Source organism: Mycoplasma sp. 246B (assembly GCF_054353935.1).
The window spans coordinates 93,250-117,930 of sequence record NZ_JBTHHM010000002.1 but is presented as its reverse complement, the minus strand read 5'-3'; the positions used below and the strand labels follow the sequence as shown (position 1 = coordinate 117,930).

General features: G+C 25.7%; 17 protein-coding genes. 16 read left to right on the top strand and 1 reads right to left on the bottom strand.

Annotated elements, in window-relative coordinates; translation table 4 throughout:
• Positions 1 to 84: 84 nt before the first annotated feature.
• From ACXYRR_RS01555 to ACXYRR_RS01540, 4 genes are all read left to right on the top strand, one after another.
• Positions 85 to 2,073, top strand: coding sequence for a S8 family serine peptidase (locus ACXYRR_RS01555; RefSeq protein WP_458597493.1), 1,989 nt, complete (start codon positions 85 to 87; stop codon positions 2,071 to 2,073).
• Positions 2,057 to 3,367, top strand: a complete 1,311-nt coding sequence (locus ACXYRR_RS01550; RefSeq protein WP_458597491.1) for a hypothetical protein — start codon at positions 2,057 to 2,059, stop codon at positions 3,365 to 3,367. The genes ACXYRR_RS01555 and ACXYRR_RS01550 overlap by 17 nt, the downstream gene beginning before the upstream one ends.
• A gap of 458 nt (positions 3,368 to 3,825) precedes the next feature.
• A complete protein-coding gene (locus ACXYRR_RS01545; RefSeq protein ID WP_458597489.1) occupies positions 3,826 to 5,814 on the top strand; it encodes a S8 family serine peptidase in 1,989 nt (662 codons plus the stop codon).
• The gene (locus ACXYRR_RS01540) at positions 5,798 to 7,087 is read left to right on the top strand and encodes a hypothetical protein (protein WP_458597488.1); all 1,290 of its coding nucleotides are present in this window, start codon (positions 5,798 to 5,800) and stop codon (positions 7,085 to 7,087) included. The genes ACXYRR_RS01545 and ACXYRR_RS01540 overlap by 17 nt, the downstream gene beginning before the upstream one ends.
• A gap of 156 nt (positions 7,088 to 7,243) precedes the next feature.
• Here the strand turns inward: ACXYRR_RS01540 and ACXYRR_RS01535 are convergent, their stop codons facing one another.
• Positions 7,244 to 9,121, bottom strand: coding sequence for a ribonuclease J (locus ACXYRR_RS01535; protein ID WP_458597487.1), 1,878 nt, complete (start codon positions 9,119 to 9,121; stop codon positions 7,244 to 7,246).
• A 189-nt stretch (positions 9,122 to 9,310) separates the two neighbouring features.
• Here ACXYRR_RS01535 and ACXYRR_RS01530 point away from each other — a divergent pair, with 189 nt between their 5' ends.
• The 12 genes from ACXYRR_RS01530 (at position 9,311) to ACXYRR_RS01475 (ending at position 24,671) form a co-directional block, all read left to right on the top strand.
• Positions 9,311 to 10,012, top strand: coding sequence for a hypothetical protein (locus ACXYRR_RS01530; protein ID WP_458597485.1), 702 nt, complete (start codon positions 9,311 to 9,313; stop codon positions 10,010 to 10,012).
• 208 nt (positions 10,013 to 10,220) lie between these two features.
• Positions 10,221 to 10,424, top strand: a complete 204-nt coding sequence (rpmF, locus tag ACXYRR_RS01525; RefSeq protein WP_435128492.1) for a 50S ribosomal protein L32 — start codon at positions 10,221 to 10,223, stop codon at positions 10,422 to 10,424.
• A gap of 74 nt (positions 10,425 to 10,498) precedes the next feature.
• Positions 10,499 to 11,092, top strand: a complete 594-nt coding sequence (ruvA, locus tag ACXYRR_RS01520) for a Holliday junction branch migration protein RuvA (protein WP_435128490.1) — start codon at positions 10,499 to 10,501, stop codon at positions 11,090 to 11,092.
• Entirely contained in the window at positions 11,073 to 12,026 is a 954-nt protein-coding gene (gene ruvB / locus ACXYRR_RS01515) for a Holliday junction branch migration DNA helicase RuvB (protein WP_458597482.1), read from the top strand. Before ruvA ends, ruvB begins: the two co-directional genes overlap by 20 nt.
• Positions 12,027 to 12,086: 60 nt before the next feature.
• Positions 12,087 to 14,579, top strand: a complete 2,493-nt coding sequence (secDF, locus tag ACXYRR_RS01510) for a protein translocase subunit SecDF (protein WP_458597480.1) — start codon at positions 12,087 to 12,089, stop codon at positions 14,577 to 14,579.
• 89 nt (positions 14,580 to 14,668) lie between these two features.
• Positions 14,669 to 15,694, top strand: a complete 1,026-nt coding sequence (locus tag ACXYRR_RS01505; RefSeq protein WP_458597478.1) for a glycosyltransferase family A protein — start codon at positions 14,669 to 14,671, stop codon at positions 15,692 to 15,694.
• Complete coding sequence (locus ACXYRR_RS01500) at positions 15,694 to 16,347, top strand: RDD family protein (protein WP_458597476.1); 654 nt, start codon at positions 15,694 to 15,696, stop codon at positions 16,345 to 16,347. The genes ACXYRR_RS01505 and ACXYRR_RS01500 overlap by 1 nt, the downstream gene beginning before the upstream one ends.
• Before the next feature lie 9 nt (positions 16,348 to 16,356).
• A complete protein-coding gene (locus ACXYRR_RS01495) occupies positions 16,357 to 18,534 on the top strand; it encodes an ATP-dependent helicase (protein WP_458597474.1) in 2,178 nt (725 codons plus the stop codon).
• 1 nt (position 18,535) lies between these two features.
• Complete coding sequence (locus ACXYRR_RS01490) at positions 18,536 to 20,149, top strand: MHO_4530 family protein (RefSeq protein WP_458597472.1); 1,614 nt, start codon at positions 18,536 to 18,538, stop codon at positions 20,147 to 20,149.
• Positions 20,150 to 20,279: 130 nt separating this feature from the next.
• Positions 20,280 to 23,234 carry a DNA polymerase III subunit alpha gene (gene dnaE, locus ACXYRR_RS01485; RefSeq protein ID WP_458597470.1) on the top strand — a complete coding sequence of 985 codons (2,955 nt, stop codon included), beginning with the start codon at positions 20,280 to 20,282 and terminating at the stop codon, positions 23,232 to 23,234.
• Entirely contained in the window at positions 23,227 to 24,114 is an 888-nt protein-coding gene (locus tag ACXYRR_RS01480) for a 5'-3' exonuclease (protein ID WP_458597468.1), read from the top strand. The genes dnaE and ACXYRR_RS01480 overlap by 8 nt, the downstream gene beginning before the upstream one ends.
• The gene (locus ACXYRR_RS01475) at positions 24,090 to 24,671 is read left to right on the top strand and encodes a dephospho-CoA kinase (RefSeq protein WP_458597466.1); all 582 of its coding nucleotides are present in this window, start codon (positions 24,090 to 24,092) and stop codon (positions 24,669 to 24,671) included. Before ACXYRR_RS01480 ends, ACXYRR_RS01475 begins: the two co-directional genes overlap by 25 nt.
• Positions 24,672 to 24,681: the final 10 nt, after the last annotated feature.

Genomic DNA, 24,681 nt, shown 5'->3' with positions numbered 1-24,681 from the left:
ATTGGTGGAGTGGAATCTTGCCTTTATAAAATATACTAAATAAAATAGCTAAATAATGTTATCAATCAAAATAAAAGGAGTAAAATGAAAAATAGAAGAAAATTTTTATGAGCATTAGGTATAACATCGACTGTTGTCTTACCTATTGCAATCGTATCAACACCAAATACAAATAAAAACATCCAATGATATGAAAAAGCAAATGATCTAAAGATAGAAGTTAGAGATTCGTTTGGTAAAAATTATAATCTTAATTCAAGTGTTGAACAAATAAATAATGATTATGAGTTAAAAGTTTTATTAAATCATAAATATTTAACCAACTTACAAATTAATGATGAAAAATATATAAAAGAACAAAACCAAAATTTTATTAATTATGTTAAAAAAATAGGATTAAAATTTCTGAGTTCTACTTCAAGCAGAATCTCACCGATAGTATGATTTTATTTTCAAAATGAAGATAATCGTAAAGAATTTATACATAAATTAAATAAAGATAATCAGGTTAATAGATTTATTCTTTATAAAAATGATATAACAAATATCAAAATACCTGTAAAAGAAATTTATGAATCTCCTGATAATTATTATTCATACAGAGATGATCTTTTCAGATATGAAATCAAAAATAAATATCAAATTTATAAAACAGTAAATTTTGAAAAACAAAATCAAAAAGATCTAAATAGTCATACCAGTTACAATCAAAATAATGTAGGTGTTATGGAATATAGAGGACAACTTAATTATTCGACTACATATAATTTTTTCAAAAATAATATGTACGTTTTGAATCAATATACAGAGACAAAAGAAGATGTAGATGATCACGGTATTATTGTTTCATCTATTGTAGGTGGCAAGGAAGGTTTTGATAAGAAAGCAAGTATTTATTTTACATCTTTTGATGGCAAAAATAGCGACTGACAAAAAAGACTTGAAGATTTAATTATAGATAAAGGTATTAGAGTTATTAACCATAGTTACGGAAGTGGTCTTAATTTAAGAGAAAAACTTTACGGTGAAGAAAGTTATATAGTTGATTATCTTTCTCGAAAATATGGTGTTGTAAATGTATTTTCTGCTGGAAATGGTAATGATGGCAGAGGAATGAATTGAATAAATAAATATTCATTATCTTACAATTCAATTGTTGTAGGTGCATTAAATAAGAATTTAGAAGCAAATATAAAAGACAACCGAATTGCATCATACTCGAATATATTAATTGACCCAAGTAATGGTGATGTTGCAAAACCATTTATAACTGCACCTGGAACGTTTGAATTATATGAAGAAAAAAATGGAACAAGTTTTTCTGCACCAGTTATAACTGGATTATTATCTACATTATTAAGAGAGAAAAAATTAATATTAGATAAAGATGAAACTAGAATACCTGCTTTAAAAAGTATCCTTAGTGCTTCTGCTATATCAACAAACGATCCGAAACAACTCAATAAATCTAATGGTTTTAGCAATTTATATGGATCAGGTATACCTGACTTTGAAAATATGAAAATAGCCGCAGATAATTTAAGTATATTAAAGATCAATTCATCCGATACTAATGATATTCTTAAAAGATCAAATTCGATTTATTTAAATTCAGGCCAAATATTAAAAGCATCGTTATCATGAATGTTTAATGCAGGTTTATTAAAGAATCTTGAAAATAAACCAAAATACAATTCAAATGTAAATTGATGGTGATTTTTAGGTCCAATCGGTGGTTTAATAGCTAACAAAGTAGAGTCAGATCGTGTAAAAAGAGAGACATCAGAATGAGAAAAAACCCACCACAAATCAGATTGATTAAAAACAGATGAAGTATTAAAAAAACAAAAAATGAAATTTTCAGATTATGATTTTATCTTAGAAAAGTATGAGTATAATAAAGGTTGAGTTGAAGTTGCAAGATCTGAATCTTCAACATCTAATGATGAATTAATTGAATATAAATCAGATGGTTCAGGAGAATATAGATTAGTAGTAAGGAAATATAAATCAGCTTTATTTGATAACTCAGTGGATGATATTTTAGCATATACATATGTTGTTCAAAAATAAACTATTTAAATTTATTTTCGGTACTACACCTATTATTACTATTATTGCATCTGCATGTTCAACTTCAAAACACGATAATAAAAATTCAGAAACTCAACAAACCGAACGTAACCTTGGATATTCAATAAATTTACTAAGATTAAAACAACAATCACAAGATATTAAACTAAATAATTCACAAATTTTTGACCAATTTATTCCTTACAAAAAAGATCAATGAAGTGCTGTTAATTATTTTAATCAACCACTTTTAATTAAAACAAAAGATGAGTTTATTAAGAATGTTGTAGGTAAGGTTAATGAACTTTACCAAAAATATAACTTAAATAAATCTATGAGTGATGAAGAAATAACAAAAACATTTGAAGATGATTTTTTAGATGCTAAAAACATAGATGATATATTAAAAACACAAAATATTTTAATTTATGAGCAAACCCCGTATCAAATCCCATCTTATCTAGATTATCTTGTTTATGATGCGGAAAATGATATGGGGAAAATAAAAATTTTTAAAATTCTACCTGGTTATTATTTAGATGTTAAACACCTTTATATTTATTATACAAGAAAGATATTTACAATCTTTAAGTTACCTAAAAACAAGGATTATGAAATTAAAGAATTTCCTAATGACCAAATAGATCAGTATATTAACAATTTATCTAATGAATTGCATTACAAAAAAGACGATTTTATTCTAGGGGACAAACAAATTGACATAAAGTCACTTATAAATAAGGCACAAATTAGACAAGATATAATATATAAACCTGTAGCATTTTTAGGTGATTTAACAAATGATATACTTGCTCTAATACCATCAACTACTGAGTATCTGAAAATAACCAATGAATTAGAATTTAACAATCAGTTTTTAGACAATATATATAATATTTCACAAAACTTACATCTTAATCTGTCTAAACAAGAAATTAAAAATATTTTTCAATCTCAATATTTAAAAGCAAAAGACCTTTCAGATATACTTACTAATAATAATTTATATATTCGTATTATAAAAGAAAAAGGTAATATATATCATTTTACTTATCCGTATCAAACAATTAAATATGATATTAATAGCAGAAATAAGGAAATGACATTAGCTAAAATATCAGAAAGAGTGTTTGAATTTAATTCAAGAAGAAGTGATGATCAAAATAAGGAAGCAAGTGATGTTAAAGTAAATCTTATTTTAGAAGTTTTTCAAGCACCAAAAGATTATAGTATTAAATTTAAAGGTGTGTTAAATTTTAAAGAAACTAATGACTTTTTGGTAAAGCAAAGATAAAATAACAAGAAAACCTTGTTATTTTAAATTTCATCATCTTCGTCATAGTCATCAGCGGAGCAAACATCAACAAAAATTTCTTATCTCAAATAATTAAGCATTTTTTGTGTTTTTTTGTTATTTTTAATGATTCCTGCTTTATTATCTCCTTTGCATTGTCTATTTTCATTTTTAGTGTTTGTGAAACTAATCCTGATTTTCTAAAACAAAACATTTTTTGTCAGCAAATGATCTAGGTATGATGAATTAACATCTGATAATTTATAGTTAAAAAGAATAAAAACAGGAAGCGAAATTTTCTTGGTTTTTTTAACGAATATAAAAAATTTTGTAATTTTACTTTTTATGCTAATATAATTATAGATAAGGTTAAAAAAGGATGAAAATCTTATATGGTATTTAATTGTTTTGTTATAAGAAAAAATGCCTTATCAATTTAAAATTAAAAAAGGAGCATAATGAAACATAAAAGAAAGTTCTTATGTGTACTAGGTATAGCATCTACTGTTGTTTTTCCTATAACCATTGTATCAACACCAAGGAATGTAACTAATGTTCAATGATATGAAAATTCAACAAATCCAAAACTACAAATAAGAGAATCTTTTGCTAGAAATTATAGTATTAATTCTTCAACACCACAACCTGATAATCATTTTGAATTAAAGGTTCTATTAAATCATAATTACAAAAATCAAAATCAAATCAATGATGAAGATTTTATAAAAACAGAAAATCAAAAATTTCTTGAGCATATGAAAATGTTGAAAATAGATTTTTTAAATTCTGTTATTAGCAGAATATCACCTATTGTATGATTTTATTTCAAAAGCGAAACAGATCGCAAAGAATTTATTTCAAAAATAAAGGATAACAAACAAGTAAATAGATTTATATTGTATAAAAATAATCCAGAATCAAATATGATGCTGATGACAAAATTTAGTGAAATTGATACTAGAATATTAGGTGGTGGATCTTATTATAATCACCATAATTATGATATTAAGAATATAAATGATGTTTATAAAACCGTTAATTTTCTAAAACAAAACGAAAAAGATCTTAATAGTCATGGTGGATATAATTTAAATAAAATAGGTATTTTGGAAGCAAATAGAGCACTACAAAAATGAAAAACTAATAATTTCGACAAAAACAAAGTTGAAATACTTAACGAATATAATGTGAACAATGATCATGGTTTAATTTCGACAATAATAGCAGCAGGAAAAGAAGGTTTTGACAAAAAAGCTAGCATATATTTTTCATCATTTTATAATACAAATTCTGATTGACAAACAAGATTAGAAGAAATGGTAATTGACAAAAAAATAAAAATCATAAATCACAGTTACGGAAGTTTTAATGAAGAAAAATATAAGTATTATGATGAAGAAAGTTATATTCTTGATTATTTATCAAGAAAATATGGTGTATTGAATGTAATTTCAGCTGGAAATGGAAATGATAATCAGAAAATGATGAAGTGAATAAATCAATTTGGTTTATCATATAATTCAATAGTTGTTGGTGCACTAGATAAAAATTTAAACGATAACATAAAAGATAATAAAATAGCATCATATTCTAATGTTTTAATTGATTCGAGTCACGGTGATATAGCTAAGCCTTTTATAGCTGCACCAGGCTCATATACATTAGCTAACGGACAAACCTGACAAGGAACAAGTTTTTCATCTCCTGTTGTTGCGGGTATGCTATCAACATTATTACGAGAAAAACCTTTATTAGACAATGATTTATATAGAATACCAGCATTAAAAAGCATCCTTAGTGCATCTGCTGTTTCAACAAATGATAGTGATCAAAAAATAAAGACTAGCGGTTTTTCAAATAAATATGGAGCCGGAATTCCTGATTATGAAAATATGATAAAAGCATCAAATCATATTAATTATGCAACAGTTAAATATAATAATTCAGCTGGTGTAATAAAATCTACTAATTCTTTTTTTACTTCAAAAGGAAAAACAATAAAAGCATCTTTATCATGGATGTTTAATGCAGGTTTATTAAAAAACAAAGAAAATCAACCAGCATATAATCCTAATGTTAATTGATGATGATTTTTAGGACCTATTGGTGGAATAGTTGCTAATTCTATTGAAGTTGACAGATTAAATAAAGAAAGTGAAAAATGAAGCATTGAGCATCGTTCTAATGATTGATTAAAACATAAAGTGGTATTGAATAGACAATCAGAAAAGTTTTCTGATTATGATTTGTATTTAGAAAAATATGATAAAATTCAAGGTTGAATAACAGTAGCATCTTCTAAGTCTATTTCATCAAATGATGAATTAATAGAATATCATACAACAGAAGATGGTGAATATAGATTAGTAGTGAAGAAATGAAAATCAGCTTTGTTTGAAAATTCTGTTGATGATGTTTTAGCGTTTACATATGTCATTCAAGAGTAAATTATTAAAATCACTACTTATCTCTACACCAATATTCACTGCTATTGCAGTTTCATGTTCAAATAAAAAAGATTATTCAGAAACTGTTTCTACTGATACACCATATTTAATGGATTTGCTACGACTTAAGCAAGTTCAACAAGGAATTGTTATGAATAATTCTGAGCTTTTTGATCAATTTATAGATAAAAATAAGATTTCAACTACTCCGATTTATTTTAGCAAGCCTACATTAATTAAATCTAAATCCGAATTTAATGATACTGTTATAAATGTTATCAATCAAACATACCAAAAATTTCATATGCAAAAATTATTGTCGGACAATGATATTTTGCAAATTTTTGAAAAAGATTTTTTAAATAACCAAAGCTTAGAAAATGTATTAAATGATAATAATATCCTTATATATCAAGATGGTGATTTATTTGGCACTGAATATTTAGAATATCTAATTTTTGATCATATCAGCAGCAACAAAGTAAGTATACTAAAAACAACTACAGGTATGGATTTACCTGTTTGAACTGCTCTTTCACCTTACTTACCTATATTTACTGTGTTAAAAATACCAAAAAACAAAGATTACACAATAACTGAACTTGATAAAACACAACAAAAAGTGTTAAAAAAAAGATTGTATTATGAACTTAATTATAAATTTACAGATTTTATAGTTCGTGAATCGTTTGAAAGTTTAACAAATCTGATAAATAATATTCAGATAAAACAAAGTATAAATTCTAAAAAAATATTATTTTTAGGAGATTTAACAAATCGATCATTATCTAATATCGAGCAAACAAAGCAGCCATTGATAATTAACACAACAGAAGAATTTAATCAAAAAATTCTTCTACCACTATTAAATACAGCAAAAGAACAGTCATCTAATTTAACTCCATTAAATATAAAAAATAATTTTGAAGAATTATTTTTATCTGGGAAGAAAATAGAGAATGTTTTGAGAAAAAATAAACTCATAGTTCATATAAGTAAATCACTTGGTCAAATATTAAACTGAAATTTTCCTAATCATCTAGTGATAAATAAGGAGAAGAATAATAAAGTCCATATTTCATATGTAAGTCAACGAACCTTTAATTTCAATTTTTCAAAATATGATTTTTTTAGTATACCAAATGCTTCTGAACAAAAGGCAAGTCTAGTTTATGAAGTATTTTTTGTTCCAAAAGATAATGAAGTGCTATTTGATGGAGAAATGAATTATAAACAAGCAAATGATTTCCTAGTTTTACAAAAAAAATATTAATGTTAGAATAAATTAATCAAATATTTGATTTAAAAATTCTAAAAAATATAAAAATAAATATTGATAAACATAAAGAATTGCGAAAAAGATTAATATAATTGGTTATTAATCTTTTAGTCCAACTCCAAGATAAAATAACAAGAAAACCTTGTTATTTTAAATTTCATCATCTTCGTCATGATCATCATCTGCACAAACATCACCAAAAATTTCTTGCTTTAAATCATCAAGCATTTGTTTTTGTTTTTTGTTGTTTTTTATTATCTGTGTTTTGTTTTCGATATGGCAAAGTTGTGTATCTGATTTAGAATTAGTAAAATTAATTTTACATTCTTTTATCCTTTCATCAGCTGTTTCTTCGGTAAATATAATTGTAGGAATAATAATTGGTTTACGACGTTTTTCTTTATAAAACAAATTAGATAATCTATCGATAATAACTTTTTCTAAATCCTTGGTGGTTCAATTATTCGAGTTTTTGATTTGATGTAAGATTGCTCCGTGACTAATACGTCGAGCTTCATCTACTAATTCTTTGGATGTTTTAACAAAGAAACTTCCACGAGTGATAATATTAGGTCTACCAATAATCATATTTTTTTCTTTATCTATTAAAAATACTATATTTACAAAACCAGATTCTTTCAGCATCTCCCTTTGTTTAATAATATTTGCATTAATTGTTAATACTTTATTACCATCAATATAAACTGGTCCAAAATCAACTTTCTCATTGGTTTTATAGATATTTTGATTCAACATATGATATACATCACCTTTTTCTAAAATCAAAACATTCTTTGGATTTATACCATTTGATATGGCTGTTTTTCCATGTGCAACACACATTCGGTATTCACCATGATAAGGAAGAAAGTATTTGGGTTTAGTTAGTCTAAAAATTTTGTCATGCTCTCATTGATATGCATGACCAGACGTATGTAAATAACCATCAATACCATTTTCTTTGATTATTGCTCCTAGTTTATAAAGTCGGTTAATAAGTAATTCTACAACCATACGATTTCCAGGAATTGGACTTGAGGAAAATATAATTACATCACCTTTGGTTATTTTTATAGTAGCATGTTTACCATAACTCATCCTTGATAAAGCTGCTAATTGTTCTCCTTGTGATCCGGTGGTTAAAATTAGTAAATCCTTATTAGGTGTGCTTGCAAGTTGTTTTTTATCGATTAAAACATCATCGCTAACATTTATATAACCTAACTTGCGGCCAATTTTCACTCCTTGTATCATTGATCTTCCGAATGTAATGACCTTTCTACCTAACTTTTGAGCTAGTTCGATAATAACTTTAACTCTTGTAAGGTTTGATGCAAAAGTTGTAACAACAATTTTGTGTTTTGCATCAGTAATAATACGTTCAATGTCAGTCAAAATATCACTTTCACTTGGTGAGTGATTAGGACGCATTGCATTAGTAGAATCGGATAAAAGTGCTGTAAGTCCTTGTTTTCCGATTTCATCGAGGCGGGCAAAATCTGTGTAATTACCAATTGGAGTATAATCAAAACGAAAATCTCCAGTACACATTATTGAACCATTTGGAGTTGTAATTCTGATACCAAAAGCATCTGGAATTGAGTGTTGTGCAGTTCAAAAATCAACTTTACAATTATTATCAAAGTAATGTACATCTGATTTATTTATCTCGATAAATTCGATATTTTTATTAATTTTATGTTCATCAAATTTTAATTTTAAATATTGAATTGCAATTCTTGGGGCAAAGATTTTTTTAATATTAACTTGTTTTGCTAAATATACAACTCCACCAATATGATCTTCATGCCCATGAGTGATAAAAACACCTTCAATTATTTTATTAGATTGCTTTAAATATTCATATCTAGGTACAATCCCTTTGATACCAGTATTATAAGTATCAGCGAATTTAATTCCTGAATCAATGATAAAAATATGATTTAAATGTTCTATTATAAGGGTAGATTTACCTATTTCAAGTAAACCACCTAAACCTAAAATTTTAGTAGGAATAGTATTGTTCATTTATGCTCCTGCATTAATTTGATAAGTTATTTTTAAGGAAATATTATAATTTTGTAAATAAGAATAATAATTATTAATATTTATATCATAAGATTTATAAAATAAAAGTAATTAGACTAAAAATATCAAAAATTTAGTGAATTTATATCAAATGATATAATTATAAAAACAAAAAGATTAAGGAAGAATATGATAGGTATAATTTATTCGATGATTTGATTTCTGATACCTTATAACAAATTTGTATCAGATTATATTAGTTTTAGTTTATATCGACTTAAGAATGCTAAAGCAAAGATTGATAACAAAGTTTTTGATTTCTTGTATCAAAGAATTAAATTATATATTAAAATTCTAATTTTTATAACAATAATCAGTGTAATTTCGTTTATTTCTATTTTGCTCTTATTTATACTGTTAAAACAAAAGATTAACACAAATTCATACGATACTTTTAATGCAGTTATGATAACTTTATTGATGCTTTTTGGAATTGATTTGTTTTTATACACGAATTCATTTTTTACCTTTAAAAGAATGCAAAAAGACTTAAAAAAATATCGTGATTATAATAATAAATTAGGAAAGAGCAATCTTTTATATCATAAAATACTAGATAAAAGAGAGAACACACAACTTAATTTCCGAAGCAACGGAATATTTGTTTATGCAAAAGATTATGATATGCAACAGAAAAAGTCAGATTATTTTTACAAGATACCATTATCTAGGCATTTTCATTATCCAGCCAAAATATTAACAAAAATCAAAGATATTCAAACCCGAAATTATGTGTTTATTTCACAAGATTATAAAACTTTATTTTATAAAAACCAACCCGTTGTCTCAGGGATGTTTTACGATTTATATCAAGATACATTAAAATACTAACTATAATTATCTTCCAGTTGTATTTTTACAACTGTAATATAGTTAAAAAAGTAAAAGTTAATGTTTTTGAAAGAATCTATTAAGTATAAATTTCATTAGATAAAAAACATAATTTTTTATTTCTATTTATAATCTTTTTTAATATAATTAAAAAGCTTTCAATTATTAAGATAATTTTTATTAAAAAAAACCACAAAGGAGGAAAACCATGGCTATTGTACCAAAACGTAAAACATCTAAACAACGTAAACACAAAAGACAAACACACAGTGCTTTAACATTACCTAATTTAGTAAAATGCAGTAACTGTTCAGAAGCAATTGAACAACATGTTGTATGCTGAAATTGTGGTTTTTACAAAGGTGTAAAAGTTAAACACTATGTTGCACAAAGTGACAGAATTCAGAAATAGTAGCATTTGCTATTTTTTTTCGCCTTTTTTAGTTTGTAATTAGTTCTTTTTTTATATATATTGTGGAGGAAAAAATGATACTTTATAAAATTGGTGAAATAGTTCACAAAAATAAAAATAACTTGATATTTGAAAACAAAGGAGATGGCTACATTGTAACTGTTCCAAGTATAAATCGCTTTGAATTAGGACAAAAATTGAAAATATACATTTATGAACATTCAACAGATTATCTACATAATTTCTATGGGTTTAAGGAATTTAAAGAAAGAATCCTATTTATGGATTTACTAAATGTAGATAAAGTAGGACCAAAAGTAGCGATTATCATCTTAGATAAAGGTTGAGAATTAATAGCAAATGCAATTGCACAAAATAATTGAGAAGAAATTGCAAAATGTCAATTTGTAAGTGAAAAAACAGCACGACTTATATGCTTAGAATTAGGTGATAAATGAAGAAAAATGGTTGATAAAAGCATTCAAACTAATTCTGAATCAACTGCAATGATTAATGAATTATCAAACACATTATCAACATTAGGATTCAAGAAAAAACAAATTGATTATGCGCTTTTAAATATTACTGAGAAAAAAGACTTTGATAAGATGCTTGAAGAAAGCATTGGTTTAATTACTGGAAATAAAGATGGAGAAATTAGAGCTTAGACCTCAAAATTTTGATGATTTTATAGGACAAAATCATTTAAAAAATACACTAAAAACAATTATAGAAAGTTCAAAAGTCCAAGACAAAGTACTTCCACATATACTTTTTTATGGTTCACCCGGTATGGGTAAAACAACATTAGCTACAATTATAGCAAATGAATATGGCAAAAGCATTCATTATGTTCAGGGAGCAAATATTGAGAAGAAATCTGATTTAATCAGTATGCTTTCTGTAATTAACGAAGGAGATATATTATTTATTGATGAAATCCATAGTATTAATAAAGCAGTGATTGAATTTTTATATAATGCAATGGAAGATTTTGTTTTTGACTTAATCATAGGTGTAGATGGTAATTCTCGATCGATGCGTATGAAGATAAAACCATTCACTTTGATTGGAGCAACTACTAAAATTAATGAAATAATCCAACCACTTAAGGATCGTTTTGGCTATATTGGTAGAATTATTAATTACACAAAAGATGATATTATACGAATTCTTGAGAATACATGTACCAAATTGAATATAAAAGTTGCAACTGAAATTTTAGAAATTTTATGTGAATATTCAAGGTTAACACCTAGAATTGCAAATCACATCATTCAACGTGTTCACGATTTTGCTATCTCTCATAATAATGGTATTATTGATAAAAAGATTACTAAGAAAACTTTAAGAAGTTTGGAAATTTATAAATACGGATTAACAAACGAACATATTCAGTATTTAGAAATTCTAAAGGATGGTTTTGATCAAAATAGTGTGTCATTAAACACTATTTCAGGTCTAACTATTCGAGAAAAAGGCGATATCCTAACTGAAATTGAACCGATTTTGCTTTATCTTAATTTAATTGAAAAAAGTTCACGAGGAAGGAGAATTACATCTAAAGGGATTGATTACTTAATTTCACAAAAAATATTATAACAAATACTAAATCTTACTAAAAAAAACCATAAATTGTGGTATATTATATTTATGAATAATATGAAAAAATTATTATTTTCAAACAAATTTTTTAGATCCATAATAAGTATTTTTATGCTCATTTCTGCAATCATTACGATTGTGTTTGGTAGCATTTTTTATATTGGTAAATCATCGAACACATCCATAGATTACACTAATGGGATTAAAACTGTTATATCGGTGAAATATAATGGTAATTTAGCAAATGCTTCTGAAACAGAGAAAGTTAATGTAGATATTGCAAAGAGAATTAGTGGTAGCAATGTTACAACATTATCCGATGGTTATTTGTTGATAAATAAAAGTGGAAACTTTAACGATGATGAAAAATCAGAATTTGAACATCAATTGGTAGATAAACCAAGTTTATTAATTACGGATTCTGATTTAAAACCATTATTCTTAGAAGGTAAATATAATTCTAATCTTAGTTTAGATACTGCTGATTACGATAAATTATTCCCACCATTTAAAAAAGATGGTGCTAGTTATACACCTTCAAATTTTGATAATTCAAACTTTATATCTATTGCTGTTTCAGAAAATTCAGAATGGGCACAAGCAACTGAGGGTGTATTAAGATCGAAAGATAAACATATGCTTTTTTGACTTAATTATAAGGATTTAGAATTAATTGCAAAAAATGATGCATCAGGTTGACAAAAAGCAAACAAGAATCTTTGAAATTATGTGCATGTTAATGAACGTGTTAGGGAACCAAATGCACAAAAAGATAACTTGATTAAAGAAAACCTTAAAAAATATTTTATCGGTAGTTTATTGATTAACCAAAACGGACAACCAATTCGTCTATCAAATAATTATACAAATAATCAAGCTACAGATTTGGCAAATGAGATTAATTTTGCACTTGATGATTATAAATTAGATCTTGTTTCAAGTGTATATGCTCATCAAGAAATTGATAATTCTACAATGTTTTATACAATGATTGCTGCAATTACTATTTTTGTAGTTCTTTCTATCTTTATGATAGTTAATTATGGTATTTTAGGAGCATTAAACACTATTTCTGCAGCGTTATATATTTTCCTAACATTATTAATCTTTACAGCATTACGAGGGGAATATTCACCATACACCTTTATTTTTGTTATTTCTAGTTATTGATTCTTTTTGGATACTAGTATTTTACTTTTTGATCGAATGAAGCATCGGATAAAAAAAGGAGATACTCAGAAAAAAGCAATCAAAAATTCATATCGCGATTCAGTTAGGTCGATTGTTGATACGAATATTTTAATCTTAATACTTGGTATATTTACCTATTTCCTTGGACAAAACACATTTAATATTGCTTCGGTAATATATGTAATCGCTTCAGTCTTTTTAGTTTTTGTTGTTTTAATATTTAATAAATATACTCTTGAATTTATAATAAATAATGGTTTTGAAAAAAAGAATTGAATTTATGGAATTTATCGAAAAACAGACACATTACCTAAATCAAACTTTTCAAAAGTTAATTGAATAAAAACATCTAATTACTTAATTATTTTTATTTTCATTATAATAGTAGTTGGATTAATTGTTTTTATTGCTTTATCTACAGTTTATAAAAATACATTAGCATCATTTAGCATTGATACAAATTCAGGTCGTGGAACAATGTTTTTTATTACTGATAATTATAATAATTCGCATTTAGGTTTATCCAACTCAATTGCAAAAGAATTAGTAAATAAACTAAATGAAAATTCAGAACTGAAATCTTATAACATAGTATATAACATAGCAAGAAATTCAAATTATGATTACTATAGCATCATTGCAACATCTAAGCAAAATTTATCGGATCAAGAAGTTATCCAGATTCAAAAAATAATAAAAGGTGCAACCGATGTAAGTTTAAAAATTGATTTTATCAAACTTTCTAACAAAGAACTCAGCAAATCATTAGTTATTTCAATTATTTTATTTGCTATTTTCTCTGCATTAATTGTAATTTACTATATTATCCGAATTGGTATCACATATGCTGTAGCAGGTTTATTAGGATTTATCTTATTGTTTTTAAGTCTATATGCAATTTTATTCATTACTAGAGTACCATTAAATAATTATGTTCTAGTAGCATTCTTAATCTTGGAATCAATATATATTTATATTACAACTAATTTATTTGCTAACATCAAAGAAGTAATTCGACATAGATACCATCAACACAGTTTGTCAAAAACGGATGTTAAGTTAGTTATAAACGATGTAATTAGCAAATCGATTACTAAGTTTATTTATCTGCTCATAATAATAATGATCACTTTAATCATTTTAATAGCTCTTAATAAAACAACAAACCTATGATTTGGTGTCTTTATGTTGCTTGGATTATTAATATTACTTATATCAAGTTTATTTGTTACAACAAGATTTTTTGTATTCTTTGAACAAATACATCAAAGAATTAAAATCAATCGTGATGCAAGTGGTTATTGAGAAGTTAATAAAACAGAAGAGCAAGTCTTCAATGGGATTAACGATTATAAATAAAAATGACTTTTCACAGTTTGAAAGGTCATTTTTAATGAATTTATGCATAAATATGATAAAATTAATGTTATAGTAAATAAGGAGTTCAAATGAAGCTTTCATTGATTTCGCTTGATAATAAATATAAAAAAGATGTTAAAAAATATTTAAAAGATTTAGTTGAACAAGATAACCAGGATTTTGAGGTTATTTTATGCCTTAATCATAGCAATGAAGAAGCACAAGTTGTGAAGGTAATTAGTGAATATTACGACTTCTTTAAAGAACGCTTAATTGTTATATATAACAGTAAAATTAATTCATATCAGTATAACTTACTTAGTGCTTTTAAACTCGCTAAAGGCGATTTTATCGCTGTAATAAATAGCAAAAGTCATTTAAAGAAAAATTATGTTTCTGAAATAGTCAATCAAGCAAAATTTTATGATGTTGATATATTAGAACTTAAACCAAGAATAATTGGTTCTATTAGTTGAAAACCCAAACTTCGACAACAAATTGATAAGTCTGTTTTAATTAGCAAAAATAAATCAGTAATTGCATATGCTTTCCCTTTTATTTTTAATAAAATTTTCAAAAAACAACTAGTAAAAAAGGTAATAAATTATATTCCTGCAAACAATTATGATACTAAAATGTGTATTGAAATAAATTATATTTTATTATTAGAAGCAAAAACTTATATGTATTTAGATTACAGAATATATTGTGAATATTTTGATTCTGATATTTGATTTAATACCAAATATTTCCTTGGTAGTTTTAATGGAATAGAAAAATGAATGCTAAATAAACCAATTGAAGATAGATGTGCTGAAGAATTTATATATGCTAAATCCTATTTTATTAAGTTGCTTTTAACTGGATTTTTAACTGGTACTTCTTTAATGTATCGTACAATTTTCTTTAATGAAAGAAGTATAATTAAAGAAAAAAGAAGTAAATTTTTACTTGATAAACATTTTGAGTTATTAACGAAGTTAGAAAACCAATTTTGTGCAAATAATTACGATTCATCAAATCCGTATATAAGAAAAGCATCAACTGAAGCTTCACTGATTTTATCTGATAGCAAGAAACTTCGCAAAATACCTATTTTGTCAGCATTAGAATAATGTATCAAAATGTTAATTTTTTAAGAAGATTTACAATCGATTTAATAAATTTTATTATTTATGCAATAGTTATTTATTTAATCTTTTGAGGATTTTCACATAATTCAGTTATAAAAGAAAAAATAAATGCTTTAAATTACTATTTAGCATTTGTTATCGCAATATTTTGATCAAATTTATATTATTTCTTTTTCCCTTGACTAACAAAAGGAAAAATGTTCGGTGAATATATTTTTAAATGTAAAGTAATTGACACCCACAGTAAAGTATTTAAGATAAAAATGCTCTTAAAGAGAAATATTATTGCTGCATTTTTTATATCATTTATTTTTTTATTTTTTCTTGCGACCATTTATCCATCTGATATAAAAGTTACAGATAAAAAAATCCCACAACTCAATGAAAGTATCAAGAATGATATTGCTATTAAAGTTAGCACTACCTTATTTTCTATACTTGGTTTTACTAAATTTGCTAATTATTTTTTATTAGTTTTTTGAAAAAAAAGACTTTCATTAACTGATTTTTTAACTAACTCAAGAGTGGTTTTTAATAAACAAATTGAAGCAACTTCAAACAATCAATATATATTAGAACCATTTCGCTATCAATGAAGACAAATATATCGTAGTGATCAATTTAACTTACCATAAAGGAAGCATATGAATATAAATAAGAAGATTAATTTGCTTGCTGATCTTAATGAACATCAAGCACAGGCAGTTAAATATTTCGATACCCCTTTACGTATTATAGCAGGAGCCGGAACAGGGAAAACTAAGGTACTTACTCGAAAGGTATCCTATTTAATCAATGCATATGGAATTTCTCCAAGTAAAATCCTAGCTGTAACCTTTACTAACAAGGCTGCACAAGAGATGTCGGGTAGAATTCAAAAATACTGTAATGAAAGCAAAGATAAGCTTAACATTATGACATTTCACTCCTTTTGTGCTGGTATTTTGAAAAAAGAAATTCATTTATTAGGATACAAAAATAATTTTATTATTATCGATGAAGCTGATAAAGAACAAGTTCTAGCAAAAATATACAAAGAATTTGATATTACAACAAATGAAGTAAGTTATAAAAGTGCATTGCAACATATTTCTCACATAAAAAACTTTAATAAAAACATTTCTGATTTATATAAAGAAGAAGGTGAAAAAAGTATTTTAAACAAAATTTATGTACAATATACTAATTATTTAGCGCAAAATGGAGCATTAGATTTTGATGATTTAATTTTACAAACTAATAATTTATTTACATTACGTCCCGATGTTTTAACAAAATATAAGAATAAATATGATTATATTTTAATTGATGAGTTTCAGGATACATCGGTGCTGCAATATCAAATTATTAAGAGTATTATTACACCACATACACATTTAACAATTGTAGGTGATCCAGATCAAACTATATATAATTGACGAGGAGCAGATGTTAATTTAATTTTAAATTTTAACAAAGATTTTCCAAATGCTAAAACAGTTGTTTTGGATGTTAATTATCGTTCTACAAAGAAGATTTTAGATGCTGCTAATAAGTTAATTAAACATAATAAAATTCGTTTTAATAAAGATTTAGTTACTGATAATGAATCGGGAGTAAATATTAAATATATGCATAGTTTCAACGAAGAAGCAGAAGCTCGATGAGTTGTAAATGAGATAAACTTACTTAAAAAAGAGAAAAATCAACTTAAATCGATTGCTATTTTGTATCGTTCTAACTTTTATTCACGTGCTTTTGAACAAATCCTTATTGAAGAAGGAATTCCACATCGGATTATGAATGGGACTAAGTTTTATCAACGTAGTGAGGTCAAAGACACAGTTGCATTTTTAAGAGTAATCTTTAACGGTCATGAGTTATCAATGCAGCGGATTATTAATGTTCCAAATCGTGGTTTAGGTGAAAAAAATCTTCAAATCATTAAACATTTTGTTGATTCAACTAATGAAAACAGTACCTTAACAGCATTGATGAAAAACTGAAGTAGATTTATTAAGGAACATCGCTATGTTTCGGAAAAAATTAAAGGTTTTATCGGTTTAATTGCCAGATATCATAAAGCCTTGATTAAACCAAAAGCAAAAATTGCACAAGTCATTGAGTTTTTCTTAAAAGAAATACAATATTTTAAATTTATTGAAAAAAACAAAAACCTACGTGGAACTGCCGAAGAAAATGTTAATGAATTAATTAACTCAATTGCGATTTGGGAAAAGAAAAATCCAGATAAAACAATTGAAGATTATTTAAATTATATTAATTTCTTATCTGTAAATGATGATTCAGATGGTAATACCAATTTTGTTACTTTGATGACTATCCATTCAGCTAAAGGATTAGAATATGATAACATCTTTTTAGTCGGGCTTACTAAAGGAGTTTTTCCGACTCAAAGATTGTATGATAAAGATAACAAAATCCTTGATGAAGAGATGCTTGAAGAAGAACGCAGATTAGCATATGTTGCTGTAACAAGGGCAAAAAAGAAATTATTTATAAGTTCATCACGAGGCAAAATAATCGGAACAAATTTAGATAAGGAACCATCTCAGTTTGTAAATGAAATAGGAATTAATGTGCAAGATTCGTTGATTGCCGGCTCAAACTACGGATTAGATTTAAGCATTACAAATGAAGATGAAATCAAATCAATTAATTCAAAAATGATTATAGGGGATAAAATTTCGCATACAATGTTCGGTGAAGGTGAAGTAGTTGATTTAGGTGATAACAATGACGCTGTGATAAAATTTAAAGATGGAGAAACGCGAACGTTAAATAAAACCCATCATTCTATTCGGATTTTAAAAGAGAGATAAGATGCTGCTTTGAATTATTTTAGCTATTATTTGTGCAATTTTAATTTTAATTATCATAGTTGTTTTTGCTTTGGCTATTTTTTATCTATATCGCCGAAGTGCATCTGGTGTTATTTTGTTTAAAATTGATTATAACAATAAGCGAGTAATACGATTAAATCCAAGGTTTTATTTTCTATCAACAATTTTTGATTCTAAAAAAAGTGATTTTAAAATGTATAAGTATATACCATTAAAAAAATTTTTAGAATATTTTGATTCAGAGAGTATAAGCGAGATAGAAGTTATCTTAGAAAATCAAAATAATAATTTTTCGTTGCAAGATTTACAGGTTTTTATAAATAATAAAATTCGTAATGACTTTAGTTTTATTGACAAACTTATTTTTAGATTTGATAGAAATTTTACTCACAAAAAACCTTATCATATGCAAGTTACAAACAACCAAAAAGGTGAATTTTTTTGTCAGATTAAATGAACAAATTTTAGAGAAAACAAACCATTAAATATCATAAATAATTCATATGAAGAAAAAACAAATATAAGACTCGGTTCATATATAGTTTTGGGTTTTGCTTTAAAACCACATACCTTAATTTCAAATCATATAAATGATACAGATTTAAGTAATATTGGTTATTTATTTAATTTTAATATAAAGAAATCATACTTTTTTAATAAAGATGGAATGATTTATTTTCTTATAAAAAAGAATTTTTTAACTAAAATAGAGCATTATATTAATAAAGTAAAAAACATCAATGAATTATCATTATATACACAAATATTACTTGCAGCAACGGTATTTGAACGTAAAATTGATTCGCTAAATCAAATATCAGCAGTAGAAGAAATTTTAAAATTTTCATTATATAACATTGTTGCAAAACCAGATTCATACAATGAATTTCTTAATAAAAAACTAATAGAAAAAGATAAAGAGTTTTTGAAATTTAAAACAGATTTATCGCAATATTTATTTATTAATAATAATTTAGATGAAAATTTTGATATTAGTAAACACAAAATATTAAAATATAATTCCAATGATGTCACAAGATTATCAGTAGCAGAATTAAAATGCAAAAATAACTTTGAAAACAATAAAAATTTTATAATATTTAAAAATAATCCTTACTTAAACTTTATTTTCCAACCAAAATGAAATGATTTTTTATCGCAAAAATTAACAAAAAAATCAAAAAATAAGTTATTTAAAATTTCTCAGGAAGTTTTTTTGCAAGATAATTTTTTTATAACACAAGAATCACCAATCCCACTAGTATATAGCGAAAAAAATATATTTGATGTTCCAAAACTTAAACAGAAAATATCGGAAAATTTAAAAAAGCGTATTGCAACAACATTATATGTTAATACAATTGACAAAAATTTATTTAATATAATAAACGATGTTAAATTAAAAGCTATTGTAATAGGAAAGGATATATCAAAAAAAATTCATTTAAACAATAACATCTTCTTAGAAGTGTTTTCATTAGTTACATTAGCAAAGAATCGCAACATTCTTATAATATATGAAGATGTTATTAAAAATATTGATACATATATAATGCAAAAAGCAGAAGTAGAATATTTTTATACATCTGAATAACTAATTGTAATCTACCTTTTTCTCCTTTGTAAAGGTGGGAAAAGGTATTTTTTATATATATAACTTGTGAATAAGTATGTTAATAATATTATTATATTTATTTAAAAAATAAATATAATAGAATTTAAATATGAGAAAAAAAATCTATCTACATACAAATACTGAATATTCATTTTTAAATTCTACAATTAGGGTTGCTGATTTGCTGCATTTAAGCAAACTAATGAATCAAGAATATATCACCTTAACTGACTTTCAAAATTTTTATGCTTTGCAGTATTATTGAGAATTTATGGATGAATATGATTTTAAACCTATCATAGGAGTTGAATTAGAACTTATCCAAGGTTTTAGAGTTATTGCTATAGCAAAAAATAATAATGGATTAAATTACTTATATAAAATCGTTACAAATATTTCACAAAGTCAAATCCCTGATTATTATTACCTTGATAATAATGATATTTACTTAATTGATCATGATGAATATGGACATATAGCAAAAGAAATTAATTTAGATTATTATTTAGATAATTTCTATCTTAATTCAAAAAAAGTATTACATCATCAAAGTGTTTATGCTCCAACCAAAAGGATTCTACATTTTGATGACAATGAACTATTACCTATCTTAACTTTTATAGCAGGCAAAAACGAAACAATAAGAGTATATAATGATTATTTTGATGATAATGAATTTGAAGATATTGATGAGATAGTTTATCTAAATATGCTAAAAATAGTTGAATCAATATCAATTAGTAAACCTGATTCAAAAATCAAATTAGCAAAGTTTTCCGAAAATTCCAAAGAAATATTTCAGTCAAAGGTATTAGGTAAACGCTACCAGCAACTAATTAAACATTATGATAAAGAACAAGTTATTCAAAGAATTAAACATGAAGTAAAAGTGATTGATTCGCTTGGATTTATTGATTATTTTTTAATTATTCATGATGCACTCTCTTATGCCCGCGAGCATAAGATAAATATCGGACCAGGTCGGGGTAGTTCATCAGGTTCCTTGGTAGCATATTTATTAGAAATTACATCGATTAATCCACTTGAATTTGACTTACTTTTTGAAAGATTTTTGAATGTCGATCGTGTGTCATTACCTGATATTGATATTGATATTCAAGATAACCGTCGCGATGAAGTATTAAGTTATTTAAAACAAAAATATGGAAGCGAAAATTTTGCATTAATATCGACTTTTCAGACATTGGCTAGTAAAAATTCAATTCGCGATGTTGCTCGTTATTTAATTTCAAAAAATTTAATCAATATCAGCAAAACTGAAATAGATAACATTGCATCAACACTAAGTTTAAATGATAAAAACCTTTTAGATGCTTACGAAAATAATTCAAAATATAGATTACATATTTCTAAATTTCCTTTATTACATCAACTAGCATCAAAAATTGAAGGACTGCCACGACAGGTTGGTTTACATGCTGCTGGTGTAGTGGTTGCAAATCAACCAATTAATCAATTAGTAGCAACTCATTATAATGATAATAGTTTTCAACAAATAGAAATTACAATGAATTATTTAGAACGTTTCGGTTTAATTAAGATAGACTTTTTAGGACTAAAAAACCTTACTTTTATACAAGAAATTGAAAACCAACTACCTGAAGAAAACCATTTTGATAATATAATGAATCAATCTTATTCACTTTTTAATGATAAAATAACATTTGATTTATTAAACAAACAATATACTGATGGAATTTTTCAACTTGAATCTCCTAAAATGAGACAAACTATAAAACAAGTGCATGTTGATAGTTTTGATGATATTTATGCAATTATTTCACTATTTAGACCAGGACCTGCAAAATATATACCGATATACGCTAAAAATAAACAGAATATTCACTTAATCGAAAAAGTACATCCGATTTATGATGCTATTGTGAAGCAAACATATGGGATTATAGTATATCAAGAACAAATTATGCAAATAGCTCAAAAATTGACAGGGATGACTTTTTCACAAGCAGACCTTTTACGTCGTGCAATTTCTAAAAAAGATGAGCAAGAGTTACATAAATTAAAAGGTTTATTCTTTGAAGGTGGACTAAAAAATAATATTCCAGAAGAAAAGCTTGAAGAAATTTATAGTAAAATAGAAAGTTTTGCAAATTACGGATTTAACAAAGCTCATGCTGTCGCATATGCATTGATAGCATATAAATTAGCCTATTATAAAACACGCTATCCACAAATTTTTTATCAAGCATTATTATCAGATGCAGGGATAGATTCATCAAATATCAAAAGATATTCAGAAGAGGCTTATATGCAAGGTATTTTAGTTGTAGCTCCTGATATTAATATCTCTGGTGCCTCAGCAGTGTTTTGAAAGGATCGTATTTATCTTTCCTTGCAGATTATCAAAGGTATTGGTTCGGTTGCTGTAACTAAGATTATCAGTGAACGCAGTAATTACGGATATTATCCTGATTTTATAACTGCTATTTTAAGATTAAAAAGGGTAGGTATTGGTGAAGCAGTTATAGATATTTTAATTAAAGCAGGAGTTTTCAGAAGCTTTGGTGGAGTTAAATATTTACTTACTATGATTCCAACTATTAATGAACTTTTTGCCGCCTATCAGATGCAAGTAAAAAGAAGTTCGGAAAATTTAGATGATTTTGATTTTTTATTAACATATATATCAAATGCACAGGTCTCACAAATGATATTTCCACCAGTTACCGAAGATTTAACCGAGCAAGAAGCATATGAAATTAAATATTTAGGGGCCAAATATACAACGGATAATAAAGAATATTTAAAAAAATTAAAAGATGATCATATTCCGTGTCTGATTAATGTTAATGAAGTAGGTTTATGAATCGATGTTGAGATTTTATCAGTTAAAAACGGAAACAATCCTAGACACACAAAGGTAAAAGTTAAAGATATTTCAGCGGTTGTAGAACTGCAAGGTTGAAGTCAAAATATAAAAAATTTATTAAATCGAAAACCAAAAACACGAATTCGAGCATTTGTAAAAAAGCGCAACGGATTTTATAATCTTATCGAATACAAGGAACTAATCAATGACTAAGCAAGAAATTTCATTAGTAATAGATGGAAATTATTTAATTTTTCAATCTTTTTATGCATCATATCGAGGCGATTTAACTAATATTTTAAGAAACGATGAAGGTTTTCCAACTAATGCATTACAACTATTTTTAATGCAAATGATTAAGTTAATTAAACACATAAAACCAAAATACCTTTTCATCGCTTTTGATGCACCAGGAAAAACGAAAAGACACTTGCAATATAGTAAGTATAAATCAGGTCGTGCTTCATCTCCGAATGAGCTATATTTGCAAATTGATAAAATCAAAGAGATTTTAAGTGTGTTAAAATTACCATGATTTCAGCAATTTGGTGATGAAGCAGACGACCTTGTTGCAACTTATGTCACAAAAATACCAGGTAAAAAGTTTATTTTTTCAGCCGATAAAGATTTATTACAATTAGTTAGTTCAGATGTTGAAGTTATATTGAATAAAAAAAATGAATATCTTCATATTAATGAGCAAAATTTTGTTGAATTTTATCATATAAAACCTAATCAAATAGCTACATATAAAGGTTTAAAAGGTGATCCATCGGATAATCTACCTGGAGTATGTGGAATTGGTGATATAACAGCAATTAAGTTAATTAAGGCTTTCAATGACTTTGATAATATCTATAAAAATATCGTAAACAGCAATCTCTTTACCAAATCAATTAAAGAAAAACTTTTAGCAGGTTATAGTGATGGAAAAATGTGCTATGAACTGGCAAAATTAAACACAGATGTAAGTGATTTTGATCTGAATATCCAAAAATATCTGCTCAACATCGATTTAGATGCTGCAAATGATGTTCTTGATCAACTACAACTTAATACGGTAAAATCATGACTAATAAAACTAAAAAAATAGCAATTGTAGGTAGAATCGCCTCAGGAAAAAGTTATTTTCTTAACACATTAGCTTCCTTGGGCTATAAAACCATAAATATGGATGAATATGTATTAAATATATATCAAAATGATTTAGCCTTTATCAAACTGATACAATGCAGCATCGGAGAGTTTTTAATAAAGGATGGTAGAATATCAAAACAAGTTTTAAAAGATTGATTAGCACTTGATTATAACAATTTTGAAACTCTTGAAAGACTTTTATATCCATATTTAAAAACAAAATTACTACAAGAAACATTTGATTTTGTTGAAATACCAATTTTATTTACTCAAATAACAGATTTTAGTGACCTTTTTGATGAAATTTGAAATATGTCTATATGTCCGAAAAAGCGCAAGGAATTTGTTAATAAGCGCTTTGTGGAAAAGTCATTTTTTGAGTATTTAGATAAAAAAAATAACTATAAATGAACTAAAAACGAATTTTTTAGAAACAAAAGGGTTGTGAATATCCCTATGAGAAGTCGTGATACTAAGCAAAAAATTATGAAAATTCTGCAAAAATATAAATAAGTATTTAAAA